Origin of the sequence: Streptomyces sp. MK7 (assembly GCF_032658145.1) — a bacterium.
Taxonomy (GTDB): domain Bacteria; phylum Actinomycetota; class Actinomycetes; order Streptomycetales; family Streptomycetaceae; genus Streptomyces; species Streptomyces spiralis.
Genome location: NZ_JAVACL010000028.1, coordinates 52985 through 70936 on the forward strand (window position 1 = coordinate 52985; position 17952 = coordinate 70936).

The following is a 17952-nucleotide window of genomic DNA, read 5'->3' on the forward strand; positions in this document are numbered from 1 at the left end:
TCACCGGCGGCGGCCCGGCCGAGGGTCCTGCGGCGGCCCCGGCCGATGGTTCAGCCCGCGAGGACCTCCGCCCACCGGCTGGTCCCGCCACGGTCCGCGTGCAGCCCGCACCGGGCCGACAGCGCGGTGACGATGTCCAGGCCGCGGCCGTGCTCGTCCGGGTCGGGTGCCGCCGCCGGCCCGGGCGGTGCCGCGGGCCCCAGATCGCTCACCTCGACGTGGACGGCCCGCCGGCCGTCGACCGGCAGCTGCCACAGACGCAGCGTGGCGGGCGGCCGGGCGTGCACGAGCGCGTTGGTGACGAGTTCCGAGACGACGAGGAGCACGTCGTCGGCGGCTTCGGCGGGCAGGCCCCAGGAGCCCAGGAGCGCGCTGACGCGATGGCGAACGGCCGACACGGTACCTGGGGTGTGCGGCAGAGGGAAGGCGTGGTGGTCCACCTCCCTGAGAGGCGCGGCGTCGAGCTGCGCTACGGACATGGTGTCCCCTCCTCCTCCGGGCGGCGCTGCCGACCGGGAGCCGGGCGCGACAAGGCACGCTAAGAAACGGATGCCCGCCCGGTCAACGCGCAGCGGTCGGCATTACCGAACGGCAGTCCTCACCGGGGCAAACAGGACTAAAATCGCCATATGGCCGGACCCGTCCAGTCCATCGAACGAGCGGCGGCGATCCTGCGCCTGCTCGCCGGTGGGCCCCGCAGGCTCGGGCTCGGCGAGGTGGCGTCGTCCCTCGGGCTGGCCAAGGGCACCGCCCACGGCATTCTGCGCACCCTCCAGCACGTCGACTTCGTCGAGCAGGACGAGGCCACCGGGAAGTACCAGCTCGGGGCCGCGCTGCTGCACCTGGGCACCAGCTATCTCGACGTCAACGAACTGCGCTCGCGCTCCATCAACTGGGCCGACGCGCTGGCCGCCCGCAGCGGGGAGGCCGTCCGCCTGGGCACACCCCTGGAGGGCAGGGTCCTCATCGTCCACCACGTCTTCCGGCCCGACGACACCCTGCAGACCCTGGACGTGGGCGCGCTGCTGCCGCTGCACGCCTCCTCGCTGGGCAAGGTCCTGCTGGCCTTCGGCACCGCCGCCCTCGGCCCGATGCCCGTGGACGGCCTGGAGGCGTACACCCGCCACACCCTCGTGGTACGGGAGGACCTGGACCGGGCGCTGGCCGAGATCCGCGAGCTCGGCTGGGGGGCCGAGGTGCAGGAGATGAGCATGGGAGACGCCGGCATCGCCGCCCCGATCCGCGGCCACGGCGGTCTCGTGGTGGGCGCGATCGGCCTGTCCGGCGCCGTCGAGCGGATCTGCGATCCCCGGGGCCGGCCGTTGCCCGCACTGATCGCGCTGCTCCGGGAGGCGGCCCGGGCGATCTCCCGGGATCTGGGGGCGGTTCGCTGGTAGGTCCCGGCAGGTCTCCGCTGGACGGTCTCACCGTCGAGGCCTCCCACGTGCGCGACGCATCGGAAGGACGGTCCGAACATGGTTGAGCGGTATGTGATGTCCATCGACCAGGGCACCACGTCCACACGATGCATCCTGTTCGACCATCGTGGGCGGCTGGTGTCCGTCGCCCAGCGGGAGCACCAGCAGCACTTCCCCCGGCCCGGCTGGGTCGAGCACGACGCCCTCGAGATCTGGCGCAACGTCCGGCGCATCGTGCCCGAGGCGCTCGCGAGCGCGGGCGTGGACACCGAGCGGATAGCGGCCGTCGGGATCGCCAACCAGCGCGAGACGACGGTGCTCTGGGACCGGCGCACCGGCGCCCCGCTGGGCCGGGCCGTCGTCTGGCAGGACACCCGCACCGCGCCGCTGGTCGAGGCGCTCCGGGACCGGCCCGGCGACGAGTTCTTCCTCGACCGCTGCGGCCTGCCGCCCTCCACCTACTTCTCCGCCCCCCGGATCCGCTGGCTGTTCGACCACGTGGAGGGCCTGGAGCAGCGCGCCCAGGACGGTGATGTGCTGTTCGGCACCATCGAGAGCTGGCTGATCTGGAACCTGACCGGCGGCACCGACGGCGGCCTGCACATCACCGACCCCACCAACGCCAGCCGCACCATGCTCGTCAACATCCGGACCCTGACCTGGGACCCGGAACTCATGGAGTTCTTCGGCGTGCCGCGCACCATGCTGCCCGAGATCCGTTCCTCCGCGGAGAGCTACGGCGAGGCCCGCGCGCTGCTCCCCGGCGTCCGCATCACCGCGGCCCTCGGCGACCAGCAGGCCGCCCTGTTCGGCCAGACCTGCTTCTCGCCCGGCGAGGCCAAGTGCACCTACGGCACCGGCAGCTTCCTGGTGACGAACACCGGCACCGACCTGGTGCGCTCCCGGCACGGCCTGATCACCACCGTGGCCTACAAGATCGCGGGCCAGCCCACGGTGTACGCCCTGGAAGGCCCGATGGCCGTCACCGGTTCGCTGGTCCAGTGGTTCCGCGACCGGCTGGGCCTGATCAGCACCGCGCCCGAGATCGAGACCCTGGCGCGCACGGTGGAGGACAACGGCGGCTGCTACATCGTCCCCGCCTTCTCCGGGCTGTTCGCCCCGCACTGGCGCAGCGACGCGCGCGGGGTCGTCGTCGGCCTCACCTCCTACATCACCAAGGGCCATCTGGCGCGGGCCGTGCTGGAGGCCACCGCCTGGCAGACCCGGGAGGTCGTCGACGCCATGAACGCCGACTCCGGGCTCGCGCTGCGGGAGCTCAAGGTGGACGGCGGCATGACCTCGGACAACCTGCTCATGCAGATGCTCGCCGATGTCCTCGACGTACCCGTCGTACGGCCGATGGTGGCCGAGACGGTCTCCCTCGGCGCCGCCTACGCCGCCGGACTCGCCGCCGGATACTGGCCCGACCTGGAGGTCCTGCGCCGCAACTGGCACCGGGCCGCCCAGTGGCTGCCCGACATGGACCCCGAACGGCGCGCGTGGGAGTACGAGAGCTGGCAGCGGGCCGTCGAACGGTCCCTGGGCTGGGTCCGCGAACCCGGCCAACCGCACTGACGCCTCGCGGGTGTCCGGCGGGGTGCGGGTGTGCGTGTTCGGTGGGGTGCGGGTGCGTGTATCCCGCGTGCCGCGCCCGAATCGGCTCCCGGGCCGCTGGTTACTCAGACCCGCGGGGTTCGGAAGTGAGCCCCGGGGCTCTCCGCGCCGCGCATCGCGGAGGGCCCGCCCGCGCCGGGGGGCGCGGTCACACGTCATAGTGCCGCGGCAGGCAGCGTTTGCCCCTCAAGGAGCGGCGTCCGGTGCGCGCTCTGGGGGAGTGCCGGGGGTCGCGAGGGGGCGAACGTCGCCTGCTGCGGCACTAGCGGTCCAGTTCCTCCTCCACCGGCGGCTTCGGCACCTCGCGCAGGTGCTGGGACTGGCCGGGCTTACCGCCCTCACGGGCCTGCTCGGCGCGCTGTGCGGGACTCGTGCCGAGGTCGGAGTCGGGGGCCGTCCGCACCGACCGGGCCACCTCCTCGCGGTTGGCGTACTGCTCGGGCGGAATCCCGCGCAGCGCCTTGACGACCTCCTGCGGCGCACCGGACCGGCTGGCCGCCTGCACCAGGTCGTCCTTGCCGGCCGGGAAGTCGACGTCCTTGATGGCTTTCACCACGTCCTGGGCGCTCGTCCTGTGGGCCATGGCTCCTTCTCCCTCTCCGGACGGGATGCGCATCCTTCGGGCACGGAAGCGAATCCGAATGACCAGGACGTACCGGGTATCCGCCGCGGCCGGTCACTCACCTCCCGTGCCGCCCCGGCGGGCACGGCCACCCACGTGCGAGGGCCTGCGACGCTTTCGTGCGGGTCCCGAGGATTCCCGTGGCCGGGACGATTGCGCCGCGTGTGGTCGGGTACGCGACCAGGGCCGTACCGGGGGCGGCCTCGACCACCTCCGGGCGGGCCGCACGACCGCCGCGACCAGGGAATCTGCCATGGACACACCCGCGCACGACAACACCCCCACGCTCGCCCAGCGGGCGCTGGACGTGCTCGCCGAGAACGCCGAGGACACGGCGGCACTGGACGCGCTCGCCGGGAGCGATGTGCTGATCCCTGTACCCGACGACGTGAGCGACGAGGAGGCCACCAACCCGTCGGCGGTGGCGCTGCCGGTCCTGGAGCAGCCGGGCGGAGTGCCGGTGGTGCCCGTGTTCACCTCCGAGCTGGAGATGTCGGAGCTGCTGCCCTTCGTCTCCCGCTACCGCCTGGTGCCGCTCGGAGCCCTGGCCTCCCAGTGGCCCGCCGAGGACCTGTCGCTCACCATAGACGCCAGCTCCCCGCACGGACTGACACTCACGTCGGAGGGCGTACGCACCTTGCTGGCCCGGCCGCAGGACTGAGCAGGACCGACAGGACTGAGCGGTACCGACAGGACCGGGCGGGCGCGGGACGAGCGCGCACGGGCGCGCCGTCCCGTCGTCACCGGCTGCCGCCCAGCGTGCGTGCCAGCACCGCGCGCTGCAGCGGCAGCACCTCGGCGTGCAGGTCGCGGCCCTTGCGGGTCAGGGAGACCCACACCCCGCGCCGGTCCCTGGTGCACACCGACCGTTCGAGCAGGCCCTCCTTCTCCAGCCGGCCGAGGAGCCGGGAGAGCGCGCTCTGGCTGAGGTGGACCCGCTCGGCGAGGGTGTGCACACGGTGATGCCGGCGCTCCTCGGCCGCCCCGCACGCTTCGGCGGTCCCGTCCGGCCCGGACGCCAGGATGTCGAGCACCTCGAAGTCGCTCGCGCCGAGGCCGTACGGGTGCAGCACGCGGTCGATCTCGCACACCGTCCGCGCGTGCACCGACAGGATGCCCCGCCACTGTTCTTCCAGCCGGGCGTCGGCCGCGTTCGCTCCCATGGGTCGCATGCTAGTGCGGTTCATGCGCGTGCATGGATCCGGCGACCGCCGTCCGGGCGGGGCTGCCGCCGATCCGGGCGGGGCCGCCGCCGATCCGGGCGGGGCCGCCGCCCTCCGTCAGGTACCGGACAAGCGCCGTCGAGTCCCGGACACGACGGGTCGGTCCGCGCCACAGTGGGAAAACCTCAGGACGGGACGGCCTCGACGACAGGAGGCGGAGATGCTGAGGACTCCCGTCGGCCGGACGCGTCTGGTCATCCTGGAGTGGCTCAAGGACCCCGCCGCGCACGTCCCGCAGCAAAGGTCACGGCACCGCGACCGCCGCATCGACCCCGCCGAGCACGGCGCGACCGCCGAGGCCGTCGCCGCCGCCCTCGGCATACCCCGGCGCGTCGCCGATACGCACCTCACCCTCCTCGCCGGCCTCGGCCTGCTGCGCACCCGCCGGATCCGCCGCCGCACCTACTACCGGCGGGACGAGTTCCGCATCGCCGAGGTGGCCCGGCTGTTCGAGAAGGGCTGGTGACCTCGGCAGGGCCCTCGGTGTGACCCGCCCCGTCGCCCGGCGTTACCCTGTTGCCCGGCCGCGATCACCTCGCGGCGCGGCGGTGGGGCCCGCCGTACCCGAACCGCGGCACCGTCGCCGCCAACGGTCCCTACTTGCGAAGGCAGCGGCCCCGCATGTCCGCAGGGCCCGGGCGAGTAGGAGACGCACGAGGATGACAGCCCCCGAGACCGAGAGCCTGAGCGTGCGGACCGGGCGTCCGGCGCGGCGGCACGCCTGGCGCGCCCAGGCGCCGGTGGTCGCGGTGGTGGCGCTCGGCGGCGCGCTCGGCGCCTCCGGCCGCTACGCGGCCTCGCTGTGGTGGCCGACGCCGCCCGGCGGTTTTCCCTGGGCGACCTTCTGGACGAATGTCGTCGGCTGCGCGGTGATAGGCGTCTTCATGGTGGTCATCACCGACGTATGGGTCGCCCACCGCCTGGTCCGCCCCTTCTTCGGCACCGGCGTGCTCGGCGGGTTCACCACCTTCTCCACCTACGCCGTCGACATCCAGAAGCTGACCGACTCCGGCCACCCCGGCACCGGCCTGGCCTATCTCGCCGCGACCCTGTGCTCGGCGCTCGCGGCGGTGTGGCTCGCCGTGACGGCGGCCCGCCGGGTCCTGAAGTGGAGGCAGCCATGACGAGACTCACCGGCAGTGCCCTGCGCGTGACCGTCTTCATCGGCGAGAACGACACCTGGCACCACAAGCCCCTCTACTCGGAGATCGTGCACCGGGCGCACGCCGCCGGCCTGGCCGGCGCGAGCGTCTTCCGAGGCGTGGAGGGCTTCGGCGCGTCCTCCCTCATCCACACCTCGCGGCTGCTGTCGATGAGCGAGGACCTGCCCGTGGCGATCGTGATCGTCGACACCGAGGAGCGGGTGCGGGCCTTTCTGCCGCAGTTGGACGAGCTGGTCACCGAGGGGCTCGTCATCCTCGACGACTGCGAGGTCATCCGGTATGTCGGCCGCGGACGCCGCGGTGCGGACGAGGGCGGGTCCGTCCCCGGTGATCCAGGTCGACACGGGCGGGAAGGGTGAGAGGTCGTTGTGAACTGGCTGCTGGTGGCCGTGGGAGCCATGGTCGGCGCCCCCTTGCGCTATCTCACCGACCGCGCGGTGCAGTCCCGCCACGACTCGGTCTTCCCCTGGGGCACCTTCGTGGTGAACGCCACCGGCTGCCTGACCCTCGGGCTGCTGACCGGCGCCGTCTCTGCCGGCGCCGCCGGCCCGCATGTGCAGCTGCTGCTGGGCACCGGTCTGTGCGGGGCCCTGACGACGTACTCGACGTTCTCCTACGAGACCCAGAGGCTGACCGAGAGCGGCGCCGGGCTCTACGCTGCCGCCAACGCCGCCGCGAGTGTCGTGGCGGGCCTCGGTGCCGCCTTCGCCGGAGTCTGGATGTCACAGGCCCTGTGGTCGTAGGTCACCGGGACTTCACTTCGGCGTAGTAAGAGTGTCTGCAACGCAAGGACCGTCTACAACACTGTCGACCAACTCTTCCCAGAACTGGATCCCATGAGCGCCATCTCCGTCGGTCAGGCCGTCGTCCTCGGAGTCGTCGAGGGGGTGACCGAGTTCCTCCCCGTGTCCTCCACCGGCCACCTCAAGATCGCCGAGGGGCTCATGGACATCCCGGTCGACGACAACGCCGTGGTCGGGTTCTCCGCCGTCATCCAGGTCGGTGCCATCGCCGCCGTGCTCGTGTACTTCTTCAAGGACATCGTGCGGATCGTCTCCGCCTGGCTGCGCGGCCTGACCAACCGCGAGGAGCGCTACCACCACGACTACAAGTTCGCCTGGTGGGTGATCTACGCGACCATCCCGATCGTCGTGGTGGGCCTCGCGGCCAAGCCCCTGATCGAGGGCCCGCTGGCCTCCCTGTGGGTGGTCGCCGGCTCGCTGATCGTCGGCAGCGGTGTGATGTGGTGCGCGGACCAGATGGGCCGGCACAAGCGCGGCGAGGACGACACGTCCTTCAAGGACGCGATGCTGGTCGGCACCTCGCAGATCCTCGCCCTGCTCTTCCCCGGCTTCTCCCGCTCCGGCGCCACCATGTCCACCGCGCTCATCCTGGACCTGGACCGCGTCGCCGCCACCCGTCTGTCCTTCTTCCTCGGCATCCCGGCCCTCACCGGCGCCGGCCTGTACGAGCTGAAGGACGCCCTGGGCGCGGGCGTGGGCGCCGCGCCGCTCGCGGTCGGCACGATCGTCTCCTTCATCGTGGCCTACGCCTCCATCGCCTGGCTGCTGAAGTTCGTCGCCAAGCACTCCTTCAACGCCTTCGTCCTGTACCGGATCGCCGTCGGCGTGCTGCTGTTCGGCCTGCTGGGCACGGGCACGCTCAGCGCCTGACCGCGCGGAGCGGCGCGGCCCCGGAATCCCCCGGCGCACAACCGAAAACCGAAGAGGAATGCCCTCTTACACTGAGGGAACGGGTTCGGGCACATGCGTGACGTATGGGGGAGACGATCACTGTGGGGCCAGAGGGAGGGCAAGTCCGCATACTCTCCGAGGACGGCGCCGTCTGGGGCGCCGGGGCGCTGGTCGCGCCGGCCGGTGCCGGGCTGTGCGTACTGACCTGCGCGCATGTCGTCACGGCGGCCCTCGGGCTGGACGACGGGGCACGCCCCGAAGCGGGGCAGGGCGCCGGGCATCTGGTCATCGACCTTCCCGGTCGCGGATGGTCGGCGCGTGCGGACGTCCTCGCCCAGGCCTGGTCACCACCCCCGCCGCTCGACAGTCCTCCTCCGGGGGCCTTACTGACCGACCGGGCTGATCTGGCCGTTCTCGCGCTCCACGACGGCGGGCACCGGCTTCCGCGGGGCGCGGGCGCGCTGCCGGTGGCCGCGCACAGTCCCACGGACGGCCGACGGGTCGCGATCGTGGGTTACCCCCGGGGCGCGCCGGCGGGGCTGGTCGCGACGGCGCACCCGACCGGCCGGGGCGGCGCCTGTCCGGACTGGGTGCAGCTGGACGGCCTGCACATGACCGGGGCACCGGTCGAGAGGGGCTTCAGCGGGGCGGGGGTCTGGGACCCGGCCGACCGGCGTCTGGTCGGGATCGTCACCGCGGCCCTCACCGACCGCACGGCGAAGGTCGCCTGGATGCTGCCCGTGGAGGCGGTCACCAGGTTGTGGCCGCCACTGGCGGCCGCCGTCCGCGCCGCCTCCGCCCCGGCCTGCGACCCGCCCTCCGTCGAGGAGCAGTACGAACTGGCCGACGCCCTGCTGGACGTGCCGCAGATCGGGCACGACAGCGGCCGCCTGCTGCGGGCACAGCTGCCGGCCCCCGTCCGGCGCGCGGCGCCGGACCATCCCTGGCCCCGGCAGCACGTGCAGGGACTCGTCCAGAGCTGTGTGGACCACCGCGGCGGCTGTGCCGCACTGCGGGCCGCGGTGCTGGCCCTGGGCGCGGGCTCCAGGTCCGCCGAGCAGGCCGTGGCCGTGCTGGACCGGATCTGCTGTTCGGCGGAACCGGCCGCGGGGGGCCTGGATGACTGAAACGGAGGAGCTGGTCGGGGACGAGCCGCGTGAGCTGCCCAGATACCTGGTGGATGTGGTCGAGGACGCCTGCTCACTGCTGGATCCCGTCTCCCTGGGGCAGGTCATCCGCCGGTTCGGCCGGCGCAGCCGGGCAGCGGTGGACAGCACGGTGCCGAGTGGGCGCCGAGCAGTGCTCGTGCAGCTCATGGAGGAGATGTGCGAGGGGCCGGAGAGGCTGGCTCCGCTGGTGCGCCATCTCGAGGTGCGGGAGGGCAACACCACGGTGATCCAGCGGCTGAAGGCGGCGTACGCGGCCTGGGAGGTCGAGCTGTTCACCACCGAGGAGTGGAACGAGGTCCTCGTGCTGCTCGACGGCGTGCGCGTGCCCGATCTGCGCCGATGGTACGCGGACTTCCTGCACGGCCGGGGGCGTTCGCTCCCGCCGGCGTACTGCACCGAACCCTGGTCCGTCTTCCTGCACGCCGCGACTCTCAACACCCGCCCGGGGGAGAGCCTTCCCTGCTTCCAGGTGCTGCGGCAGCTGGCCCTCGTCGCGGACGGCGAGCAGCACCTCGCGCTCGCCGACTGGGCGGACGCGCACGACTTCGGCCCGGCGCAGCCCGATACCCGCGAGGAGCCGGCCGCGAAGTCCTCCGAGTCACGCCGGACGGATGTGTGGAGCCCCACGAGCTACCTGGTCATCCGATTCCGGCCGCTGCTGGACTCCGAGCGGCCGACGGACGTGCTGCTCTCCTACTGGTGGCGGGTGCAGCCCGGTCACCAGCAGCGGGGCACGGACCGGCGGATCGCCCTGGGGCAGGCCGAGAGCGCCGTGCGGGAACTGATCCATCGCGCGGAGAGCGACTGGGGATATCTGAAGACGGACATCGCGGTCGAGTTCGTCCTTCCGCGTGCTTTGCTGGACCTGCGCGTGGAACGATGGCGCAAGACGGCTTTCCAAGGAGTGGGTGGGGTGTTGGGGGAGGAACATCACGTCGTTCTGCGCAGTCTGGACCGTCACGACCGGCGCGACCTGCACGGCCGCTGGGGCAGCAGATGGCGTGTCTTCAGCGAGGGCAACGCCGGACGTGTCCACTGGTTCCCGGAGGACGGCAGAGCCCACCTGCTGTCCGATCCGCCCCCGGCCGTCGTGGTCCTGAGCGCGGCTCCCGGGAGCGCACGGAGGGCCGCCGGGGCGCATGGACGCACGGACGAGCTCGGTGAGGCGTTGCGGGCAGGGGTCCCCGTGGTGCTCTGGGATCGCAGGGGACCCGCGGACACCGCCTTTCGCGCTCAGTTGCGCGATCTGCTCGCGCGCCATGATCTGCGGGGGTTGCCGGGCGTGGTCAAGGCGTTGCGGATTGCCGCCGCGGACCGCGATCCTGAGGAGAACGCTGTTGTCGGCCGTCATGTGGCGCTGCTGTGGGACGACCCCGACCGTATGCCGGTCGTGCCCGCGCGCAGCAGCCAGGAGGCCGCGCCCACGGTCGTGGAGGAGGGCCGGTGACGCCACCTGACGACACGTCCCTGCCGCATCCGGAGTTCCGGCCACAGGCCGGCGCCTCGGGGCGGCCGCGCTGGTGGATCTACCGCGGCAGCGGTGAGCCGCTGCACGACACGACGCTCGGCGAACTGCTCCCGCCGCCCCCGCCCTGGCGGGCGTTCGACGGAGGTCCCCTGGTGGATCCGCCGCCGGACGACGAGGAGGAGAACGTCCGCCGGCTGGGTGGCCACCAGCCCGCCGGATACGCGCCGCGCGCCGCGCGCACGGAAGCCGACCTGGTCAACGCCGCCCTGCTGCTGCGCCGTCCGCTGCTGGTCAGTGGGCGGCCGGGCACCGGCAAGTCGAGCCTGGCCTACCGGATCAGCCGGGAGTTACGGCTGGGGAGGGTGCTGCGGTGGCACATCACCAGCAGGACGACCCTCCAGCGCGGGCTGTACGAGTACGACGCGATCGGCAGGATCCAGGACACCGCCGCGCTGCGCGCCGCGGCCGGTGAGGCGCCTCGGGGCGAGGACGCACGGACGTCCCCGCCCGACATCGGCGACTACATCCAGCTCGGCCCGCTCGGCACGGCTCTGCTGCCCCACGCGGAGCCGCGCGTCCTGTTGATCGACGAGCTGGACAAGAGCGACCTCGATCTGGCGAACGACCTGTTGAGCGTGTTCGAGGACGGCACGTTCACCATTCCGGAGCTGCGCCGCGCCCGGCGCCGCAATCCCGTCGTCCGGGTGCAGACGGACGATCCGGACGGGGAGGCGGACATCGTCGCAGGCGTGGTCAGGTGCCGTGCCTTCCCGGTGGTCGTGATGACGTCGAACAGTGAACGGGAGTTCCCTCCCGCCTTCCTGCGACGGTGCCTGCTGCTGCAGATGCCCGAGCCGGGCGACGAGGACCTCGCGGCCATGGCGGCCGCCCACTTCGGTGACGGACTGGCCGAGGAACGGGCGGGCACCCTGATCGCCGACTTCCTCAAGCGCAGCCGGGAGCGCGGGGGGCTGTCCATCGACCAATTGCTGAACTCCTTCTATCTGGCCGCCTCACGCCCGTCCGGGGACGACGAAGGGCTGTTGGGCCTCACCGAGGCGATCTGGCACCGACTCGACGGGACGGCACCGCCGGTGAGGCCGGAATGACCCACTCGGCCGACGAACCACCGGTGAGCGGCGTCTCCTGGCTGGACGTCCGGGACGCCGTGTACCTGGCCGCCTGCCAGGACGCGGCGGCACCCTACCGTGACTGGTCACCCCCGCGGACCGGCCGCCGCTCCGCGGGCCGTCGTCGGACGCAGCGTGTCAACGGGACCGGGACCGCATCACCCGTCCCCGAAGGGGAACGACCGGACCCGATGCCGACGGACACCGAGCGGAACGGCACCGCCCCGGACGGCCCCGGTGCCGGACACAACGGCGCCGCGCCGGACCGTACGGGCACCGAGGCGGCCGAACGGGCGTTCCGTCTTCCCGGCGGCGATCCGACGGGGAACACCGAGGGCGGGGACGATCCGCCGCACAGACGGGCCGGACCGGGCGTCCACGGGCCGCTCGAGCCGGAGCCCGCCCATGCCGTGCTACTGCCGCGCGGCGGACTGGCCCTGGCCCGTGCGTTACGGCCGCTGCGGCTGCGTCGCCCGGAACCGGACGCGTGGGAGATGGATGAGGAGGCGACCGCGGACCGGATCGCCGCGGACGGACTGTGGCTGCCGGTCTGCCGGCAGCCCGAGGAGCGCCGGCTGGGTCTCGTCCTGCTGATCGACAGCTCGCCGTCGATGGAGCTGTGGACCGGTACCATCCGTCAGTTACGCGGGGTGCTGGAACAGACGGCGGCGTTCCGGCACATCACCGTGACCTCCGTGGACGTGGCCGCCGCCGGTTCCGCGGTGCGTCGCCATCGCCGCCGGGCGCCCGCCGTCGGCAGCGGGCCGGACGACGTCGTGCTCGTGGTGACGGACGGCTTCGCCCAGGCCTGGCGCAACGGCAACGCGGCGGCGTTCCTCAGCTCGGCCGCCCGCACCTCCCCGACCGCCGTGCTCAGTCTGATGCCGCAGGAGGTCTGGGAGTTCACCCTGCCGACCGCGATGAGGGCGGAGCTGGACACGGTCGCGGCCGCCGCCCCGAACCGGCTGCTGCGCGTCCTGGGCACCAGCGGCCCGGGCATGGGCCTCGGCACGCGAGCGGCGGCCCACGCCGAGCAGGCCGTGCCGGTCCCCGTGCTGGAGATGTCGCCGGGGGCCCTCGGGCGCTGGGCGCGCCTGGTGGCGGCGTCCGGCCGCCGGCACCAGGCTGCCGTGCTTCTCACCAGCCCGCGAGGAGACCTGGGAGTGCTCCGTCAGGAGGCACTGCCTTGGTCGGAGGTCCCGGTGACGCGCGCACGGGACACGGTCAGGAACTTCATGGCCAAGGCGTCACCGACCGCGGTGGCCCTGGCGCGCCGGCTGGCCGCCGCCCCCCTCAACCTTCCGGTCATGCGGCTCATCCAGAGGTCCCTGCCGGGTGCCGAGGCGTGGAACCTCGCCGAGATCGTGTTGTTCGGCCTGCTGCACCGAACCGATCAGCACGTCGACGCCGAGGACGACCGACAGGTCTCCTACGACTTCGACGAAGGGGTCAGGGAGGAGCTGCTGGGCCTCGGCTCCCGGGCCGAGACGATGGGCGTGCTGCGCCAGGTGGCGACGCATCTCGGGCCGCGTCTCGCCACCACGATCGCGGGCGGGGAGCGGCTTGTCGAATGGCGTCCGAACGCCGCGGACCCGCCGGTCACCGCGCGCACCCGCCCGTTCGTGCGCCCCCTGCACTCGGCGCTCTCGGCTCTGGCCGGCCCGTATCTGGCCCGCGCCGGACGTCTCAGGCGGCTGCTGAGCGAACCCGAGAACCCCTCCACACCAGTCGGTGTGACACAGGGTGATGTATCTACTACGGTTGGCGAGCACTCGCCGCCTCCTGTCTCACCCGAGCAGGAGTCCGTCCCGTCGCACCAAGCACCAGGAGGTTCCGTGTCCACCGCGTCGCAGCCCGTCCCGACCGTCACTCGTACGGATGTGCCGCCGCGATTGTGGGGGAGTGTTCCGCAACGGAACCGCAATTTCACGGGACGCGAAGAACTTCTGGAGCAACTGAACAGGCGTCTGAGCGAGGGGACGACGGCCGTGCTTCCCGAGGCCCTGCACGGCATGGGAGGCGTCGGGAAGTCCCAGATCGCCATCGAACACGTGTATCGACACAGTCGCGATTATCGGCTCATCTGGTGGATTCCAGCCGAACAGACCAACCTGATCGTGCAGTCCCTCATCGAACTCGGGGAACAGATGGACCTGCGGGCCGGCGCCGACCGAAGCGCCGTACCGGCTGTCTTGGAGGCCCTGCGGGTCGGAGAACCCTACTCGAACTGGCTCCTGGTCTTCGACAACGCGGAGAACCCGCATGAGGTCAGGCAGTTCTTCCCCAACGACGGGCCCGGGCGAGTGCTGGTCACGTCCCGTAATGCCCAGTGGTCGAGCTTGGCCAATTCCCTAGAGGTCGATGTGTTTGCACGTGAGGAAAGCGTCGCGCTCATCAAACGACGCAGTCCGGAGATTCCTGATGACGCGGCCGACAGACTCGCCGACTCGCTCGGCGACCTGCCCCTGGCCGTGGAGCAGGCCGCGGTGTGGCTGGCGGAGACAGGAATGCCGGTCCACCAGTATCTCGATCTCTTCGAGACGAAGTACGCGGAACTGCTTCAGGTGGATCCGCCCGCCGACTACGACCTTCCGGTCGCCGCCGCCTGGAACGTCTCCCTGGACCGGTTGCGCGAAGATCATCCGGCCGCTCTGCAGTTGCTGCAGGTCTGCGCGTTCTTCGCGCCCGAGCCGATCGACTGGGACTTCTTCTCCGCCGTACGCGGCGTCGCGGCCCCCGAGGCGCTGCGCTCCGCCCTGGACGACCCGATCAAGCTGGCCAGGGCGGTGCGGGAGATCGGGCGCTACGCCCTCGCCCGCATCGACCACCGCAAGTCGACCATCCAGGTCCACCGTCTGGTGCAGCGTGTCCTCATCGAGCAGATGAACAGCCACGAGCGGGCCGAGATGCGCCACTGCGCACACGAGATCCTCGCGCACTCCGACCCGCGCAATCCGCAGCGAGCCAGCACATGGCCCCGCTACTCGGCTCTGCTGCCGCACGTCCGGGCCTCCGGCATGGTCGAGTGCCAGGAGGGCTGGGTCCGTGAGCTCGTGCTCAACGAGGCCCGGTTCCTGCTCGCCCGCAGCGACTACGAGCCGGCGCTGGAAGCCGCGGAGGAAGCCGCCGGGCGCTGGCGGAGCCTGCTGGGCGACGATCACGAGCACGTGATCTCCATCGACCAGGTGCGCGCCGAGGCCCTGCGCTGGCTCGGCCGCTACAGGGATGCCTATCAGGTCCAGTCGGAACTGGTCGAACGCTGCCGTCGCGTGCTGGGCGAGAGCCATGAGGCCACCCAGCGTGCCCTCAGCTTCCTCGCGCTCGTGCTGCGCACCCGCGGGGACTTCTACCGGGCTCGCGAACTGGATCAGCAGGCGTACGAGACGACGCTGCGGGAACTGGGCCCCGACGATCCGGGAACGCTGGATTCCGCGCACAACTACGGCGTGAGCCTGCGCCTGGCAGGGGACCTGGAGCAGGCGCTGCGCCTGGACGAGGACACCTATCAGCGCCGGGTGGAGGTCCTCGGCGACGACCACCTGCTGACCCTCAACACCCTCCACCAGCTCTACATCGACATGCAGGAACTGGGCCGGTTCCAGGCGGCTCTGGAGGGTCAGGAGGCGCTGCGGGAGCGGGCCCTGCAGATGTTCGGCGACGAGTACTCGCTGACGGTGTGGGTCACCCGTGAGCTGTCCGTCACCCGTCGCAAGGCCGGGGACCACCACGGCGCCCTGGAACTGTCGTCCAAGGTCCTTGAGGTGCTGCGGCGCACGCGCGGCGAGAGGTCGCTCGACACGGCCCGCGCCGCGCTCAACCATGCCACCGACCTGCGGCAGACCGGTGATCTGGCCGGTGCGGCGGCGCTCGGCCGGGAGACGATGATGCACACCCGCGATCTGCTGGGCGCGGAGCACCCGCACACCTACGCCACCGTCACGAACCTGGCGGTCACCCTGCGGCTGCTCGGACAGATCGAGGAGTCCCGCGCACTGGACGAGGAGGCGGTGAGCGGACTGAGCCGGGTGCTGAGCGAACGGCACCCGCGCACGATCCTCGCCCGGACCAACCTGGCCAGCGACTACTTCGCGCTGGGCGAGGTGCGCCGGGCCCACGACATCGACGAGGAACTGCTGCGGCAGAGCGTCGAGTCCCGCGGCGAGGACCACCCGTCGACGCTGGCCGTCCGGCTCAATCTGTCCTACGACCTCAAGGGGCTGGGCCAGACCGTGGAGGCCAAGGAGCAATACGAGCGGGCCCTCGCCTCATTCCGCCGCGTGCTGGGTGTCGATCACCAGGCCACCCGGGACGCGGCCAATGGCATCCGGGCCAACTGCGACATCGACGCCCTGAGCGTCTGAGCCCGCGGGCGTGGGGCGCGAGTCCAGCCAGGCCGCCAGTTCCTCGGCGGCCGGCGGGGCCGCGCCCAGGTCCCGGAGCGCGTGGTGCAGGGCCAGCACCAGTTCGGGGCGCTGCCGCAGCAGCCGGGCGGAGCCCGCCCGGTGGGCCAGACCGGCACCGATCCATGCCTGCACCGAGCCGGGCCGGCCGCGGAACCAGTCCAGGGCCGCGTCCGTCTCGCCGGCCACCAGCTGGGCGTCCCCGAGGGTCGCGTCCTTGACGGCGGCCGGGGAAGCGTGCGGCTTCCCCAGTTCCCGTCGCGCGGCGGCGAATGCCTCACCGTCGGTGCACCGCAGGCGAGCCAGCCAGGTGCGGGGCGCCTGACCGCCGGAGGGGTGTGCGGCACGGCTCGCCGCCGGGCGCATCCGGGCCGGGGGCAGGTGCGCGGGCGCCTGCCGGCCCGCCAGCAGCCGGCGGGCCAGGGCGGTGGCCTCCTCGGGATCCACCGCGAGGTGCGCCACCCGCCATGCCGCCTGCTCGTCGTCGTGGGCGAGTTCGGCCAGCCGGCGTGGCGGCGTCGTGACGGGCTCCAGCGGGCCGTGCCGGTGGAAGGACGCGGCGATCCCCTCGACGACGAGCCCGCCCGCGCGGGTCAGCTGCCCGGCGGCGTTCCGCAACTGGGCGAGGGCCGTGCGTACCTGCCGGTGGTGCAGGGCCGACTCGAACTCCGCGCGGTCCTGGTCGGCGGTGCGCTGCGTCAGCCAGAACGACATCACACCCGTGAAGGCGTGGGCGCCGAACAGCAGTCCGCGCAGCGGCCGGGCATCGGCCCGCCAGGGAGCGAAGTAGGTGGGTTCGGGACCCTCGTGGACGGGGACGAACAGCGGGGTGAGGTCGGCGAGGGCGCTCAGGAGCTGGTGGCGGGCCTCGTGGACGAGAATCGCCGCCATGGCCGCCGCGTCCAGCGGCAGGGACATCGTGACCGCGCCGTGCGCGTCGGGGACCGTCGCACTGACGGGCTGGAGCGCGCTCGGGCCGTCCACGGGCACGATGGTGCGCAGGGCGCCGGTCACCAGGCGATGCGCCTCGGGCTGGTCCCGGCGCAGCAGCGCCTCACTGTCGGCGAGCAGCTCGTGCCAGCGCTCCAGCGTCCGCGGCGACAGCGCGACCGGGTCGGCCAGCGAGCGGAAGTCGCGGAACGGACTGAGATGGTCGAGCGTGACGGACCCCTCGCCGTACGGTCCACCGGGGCCGCCGGGGCGGGGCAGCGGATGCCAGCCGTCGGCGGGGCGTGCCGGATCGTCCGGCAGCCGCACGGACCCCTGACCGCCGAAGACGACCGTGCCATGGGGACCGTGTTCGAGCGTCGCCACCGCCCACGGGCCACGGCCCACCGAGTCGGTCACACCCAGCGACGGCAGCCACACCCGTCCGTGATAGGCCGGGATCCGGACGGTGGCACGCACCCCGGCCCGAACGGCGGCCGCACCCGCCAGCGCGGCGAACAGCGACGCCTCCGCCCAGGGCGGCACCCGTGTGCCGGCCGCCGCCGCGCCATGGCGGAGCCTGCGCAGCAGCGGAAACGCCCATGAGCCGACACAGGGATCCTCCAGGACGGCCTCGACGGCCGAGGGATCCTGGCGCTGGACATGGGCGAGGACGTCCCAGGCCGCGGCCGGCCGCGTCGGACCCTCGGCGTCGCGCCGCGCAGTCTTCGCGGGTTCCTCGCGGTGGGCGAGGATCGCGGCCAGGGTGAGCAGGAGCCGGCTGCGCTGGGACGATCGCAGCAGGGCGAGATCGGCGTGACCGACCTGCCCCGTGGCCACCGCGGTGAGCGTCGACAGCGGCAGCCGGAACCTCTCAGGCGCGCTCAACTGTCATGCGGCGCACCGGTGGACGGCCAGGGAGTGATCCCGCACAGGGCGGCCATCCTGCCCTCGCACAGGGGAGCGGGGGAGGCCCCCAGCCCGCCCAGCAGGCCGACCAGCGCGGTCGGCTGCAGAGGCACCTTTCCTAATTCGGCCAGAGGCACGTCCGTCACGTCGATCAGGTCCGACTGCAGGGTCTCAGCCGGTGTCATCGTCTCCGCCATGCCGTCCATGGTGACGGA

The 17952-nt window shown here is 72.4% G+C and carries 17 protein-coding genes; 12 read left to right on the plus strand and 5 right to left on the minus strand.

Going from position 1 to position 17952, the window contains the following annotated elements:
• Positions 1–50 precede the first annotated feature (50 nt).
• Positions 51–479: an ATP-binding protein gene (locus R2S09_RS26535; RefSeq protein WP_316743670.1), complete on the minus strand. Its 429-nt coding sequence runs from the start codon at positions 477–479 to the stop codon at positions 51–53.
• A 150-nt stretch (positions 480–629) separates the two neighbouring features.
• Here R2S09_RS26535 and R2S09_RS26540 point away from each other — a divergent pair, with 150 nt between their 5' ends.
• Together R2S09_RS26540 and glpK are read left to right on the plus strand one after the other, a co-directional pair.
• Positions 630–1397: an IclR family transcriptional regulator gene (locus tag R2S09_RS26540; RefSeq protein ID WP_306187720.1), complete on the plus strand. Its 768-nt coding sequence runs from the start codon at positions 630–632 to the stop codon at positions 1395–1397.
• A gap of 78 nt (positions 1398–1475) precedes the next feature.
• Positions 1476–2993 carry a glycerol kinase GlpK gene (gene glpK / locus R2S09_RS26545; protein ID WP_306187718.1) on the plus strand — a complete coding sequence of 506 codons (1518 nt, stop codon included), beginning with the start codon at positions 1476–1478 and terminating at the stop codon, positions 2991–2993.
• Between the two features lie 301 nt (positions 2994–3294).
• Here the strand turns inward: glpK and R2S09_RS26550 are convergent, their stop codons facing one another.
• Positions 3295–3615: a DUF2795 domain-containing protein gene (locus tag R2S09_RS26550; RefSeq protein ID WP_316743673.1), complete on the minus strand. Its 321-nt coding sequence runs from the start codon at positions 3613–3615 to the stop codon at positions 3295–3297.
• Positions 3616–3907: 292 nt separating this feature from the next.
• On the opposite strand from R2S09_RS26550, the gene R2S09_RS26555 reads away from it, so the two are divergent.
• A complete protein-coding gene (locus R2S09_RS26555) occupies positions 3908–4315 on the plus strand; it encodes an SseB family protein (RefSeq protein WP_306187714.1) in 408 nt (135 codons plus the stop codon).
• 79 nt (positions 4316–4394) lie between these two features.
• Here R2S09_RS26555 and R2S09_RS26560 read toward each other — a convergent pair whose 3' ends face one another.
• Positions 4395–4817: a MarR family winged helix-turn-helix transcriptional regulator gene (locus R2S09_RS26560; protein ID WP_306187713.1), complete on the minus strand. Its 423-nt coding sequence runs from the start codon at positions 4815–4817 to the stop codon at positions 4395–4397.
• Positions 4818–5037: 220 nt separating this feature from the next.
• On the opposite strand from R2S09_RS26560, the gene R2S09_RS26565 reads away from it, so the two are divergent.
• From R2S09_RS26565 to fxsT, 9 genes are all read left to right on the plus strand, one after another.
• The gene (locus R2S09_RS26565) at positions 5038–5343 is read left to right on the plus strand and encodes a helix-turn-helix domain-containing protein (RefSeq protein ID WP_306187711.1); all 306 of its coding nucleotides are present in this window, start codon (positions 5038–5040) and stop codon (positions 5341–5343) included.
• Between the two features lie 193 nt (positions 5344–5536).
• A complete protein-coding gene (gene crcB / locus R2S09_RS26570; protein ID WP_306187710.1) occupies positions 5537–6001 on the plus strand; it encodes a fluoride efflux transporter CrcB in 465 nt (154 codons plus the stop codon).
• Positions 5998–6399, plus strand: coding sequence for a DUF190 domain-containing protein (locus R2S09_RS26575; protein ID WP_316743674.1), 402 nt, complete (start codon positions 5998–6000; stop codon positions 6397–6399). Before crcB (R2S09_RS26570) ends, R2S09_RS26575 begins: the two co-directional genes overlap by 4 nt.
• Before the next feature lie 9 nt (positions 6400–6408).
• The gene (gene crcB, locus R2S09_RS26580) at positions 6409–6783 is read left to right on the plus strand and encodes a fluoride efflux transporter CrcB (protein WP_316743675.1); all 375 of its coding nucleotides are present in this window, start codon (positions 6409–6411) and stop codon (positions 6781–6783) included.
• A gap of 93 nt (positions 6784–6876) precedes the next feature.
• Complete coding sequence (locus R2S09_RS26585) at positions 6877–7713, plus strand: undecaprenyl-diphosphate phosphatase (RefSeq protein WP_306187705.1); 837 nt, start codon at positions 6877–6879, stop codon at positions 7711–7713.
• 122 nt (positions 7714–7835) lie between these two features.
• Positions 7836–8861 carry a trypsin-like peptidase domain-containing protein gene (locus tag R2S09_RS26590; RefSeq protein ID WP_316743676.1) on the plus strand — a complete coding sequence of 342 codons (1026 nt, stop codon included), beginning with the start codon at positions 7836–7838 and terminating at the stop codon, positions 8859–8861.
• Positions 8854–10350 (plus strand): effector-associated domain 2-containing protein, encoded by a 1497-nt coding sequence (locus tag R2S09_RS26595; RefSeq protein ID WP_316743677.1) that lies wholly within the window; start codon positions 8854–8856, stop codon positions 10348–10350. Before R2S09_RS26590 ends, R2S09_RS26595 begins: the two co-directional genes overlap by 8 nt.
• Positions 10347–11480, plus strand: a complete 1134-nt coding sequence (locus tag R2S09_RS26600; protein WP_316743679.1) for an AAA family ATPase — start codon at positions 10347–10349, stop codon at positions 11478–11480. The genes R2S09_RS26595 and R2S09_RS26600 overlap by 4 nt, the downstream gene beginning before the upstream one ends.
• Complete coding sequence (gene fxsT / locus R2S09_RS26605; protein ID WP_306187697.1) at positions 11477–15862, plus strand: FxSxx-COOH system tetratricopeptide repeat protein; 4386 nt, start codon at positions 11477–11479, stop codon at positions 15860–15862. The genes R2S09_RS26600 and fxsT overlap by 4 nt, the downstream gene beginning before the upstream one ends.
• On the opposite strand, the gene R2S09_RS26610 is transcribed toward fxsT, so the two are convergent.
• Positions 15767–17716 (minus strand): aKG-HExxH-type peptide beta-hydroxylase, encoded by a 1950-nt coding sequence (locus R2S09_RS26610; protein WP_316743681.1) that lies wholly within the window; start codon positions 17714–17716, stop codon positions 15767–15769. The two genes, fxsT and R2S09_RS26610, sit on opposite strands and share 96 nt — an antisense overlap.
• Positions 17713–17934, minus strand: a complete 222-nt coding sequence (locus tag R2S09_RS26615; RefSeq protein WP_306187693.1) for a hypothetical protein — start codon at positions 17932–17934, stop codon at positions 17713–17715. Before R2S09_RS26615 ends, R2S09_RS26610 begins: the two co-directional genes overlap by 4 nt.
• Positions 17935–17952 lie beyond the last annotated feature (18 nt).

Excerpts from the sequence above, each read along its gene's own strand:
- R2S09_RS26585 (WP_306187705.1), top strand. The coding sequence starts at position 6,877 with ATGAGCGCCATCTCCGTCGGTCAGGCCGTCGTCCTCGGAGTCGTCGAG.
- R2S09_RS26615 (WP_306187693.1), bottom strand. The coding sequence starts at position 17,934 with ATGGCGGAGACGATGACACCGGCTGAGACCCTGCAGTCGGACCTGATC.
- R2S09_RS26595 (WP_316743677.1), top strand. The coding sequence starts at position 8,854 with ATGACTGAAACGGAGGAGCTGGTCGGGGACGAGCCGCGTGAGCTGCCC.
- R2S09_RS26560 (WP_306187713.1), bottom strand. The coding sequence starts at position 4,817 with ATGGGAGCGAACGCGGCCGACGCCCGGCTGGAAGAACAGTGGCGGGGC.
- glpK (WP_306187718.1), top strand. The coding sequence starts at position 1,476 with ATGGTTGAGCGGTATGTGATGTCCATCGACCAGGGCACCACGTCCACA.
- R2S09_RS26565 (WP_306187711.1), top strand. The coding sequence starts at position 5,038 with ATGCTGAGGACTCCCGTCGGCCGGACGCGTCTGGTCATCCTGGAGTGG.
- R2S09_RS26575 (WP_316743674.1), top strand. The coding sequence starts at position 5,998 with ATGACGAGACTCACCGGCAGTGCCCTGCGCGTGACCGTCTTCATCGGC.
- R2S09_RS26535 (WP_316743670.1), bottom strand. The coding sequence starts at position 479 with ATGTCCGTAGCGCAGCTCGACGCCGCGCCTCTCAGGGAGGTGGACCAC.
- R2S09_RS26555 (WP_306187714.1), top strand. The coding sequence starts at position 3,908 with ATGGACACACCCGCGCACGACAACACCCCCACGCTCGCCCAGCGGGCG.
- R2S09_RS26550 (WP_316743673.1), bottom strand. The coding sequence starts at position 3,615 with ATGGCCCACAGGACGAGCGCCCAGGACGTGGTGAAAGCCATCAAGGAC.
- R2S09_RS26540 (WP_306187720.1), top strand. The coding sequence starts at position 630 with ATGGCCGGACCCGTCCAGTCCATCGAACGAGCGGCGGCGATCCTGCGC.
- crcB (WP_306187710.1), top strand. The coding sequence starts at position 5,537 with ATGACAGCCCCCGAGACCGAGAGCCTGAGCGTGCGGACCGGGCGTCCG.
- fxsT (WP_306187697.1), top strand. The coding sequence starts at position 11,477 with ATGACCCACTCGGCCGACGAACCACCGGTGAGCGGCGTCTCCTGGCTG.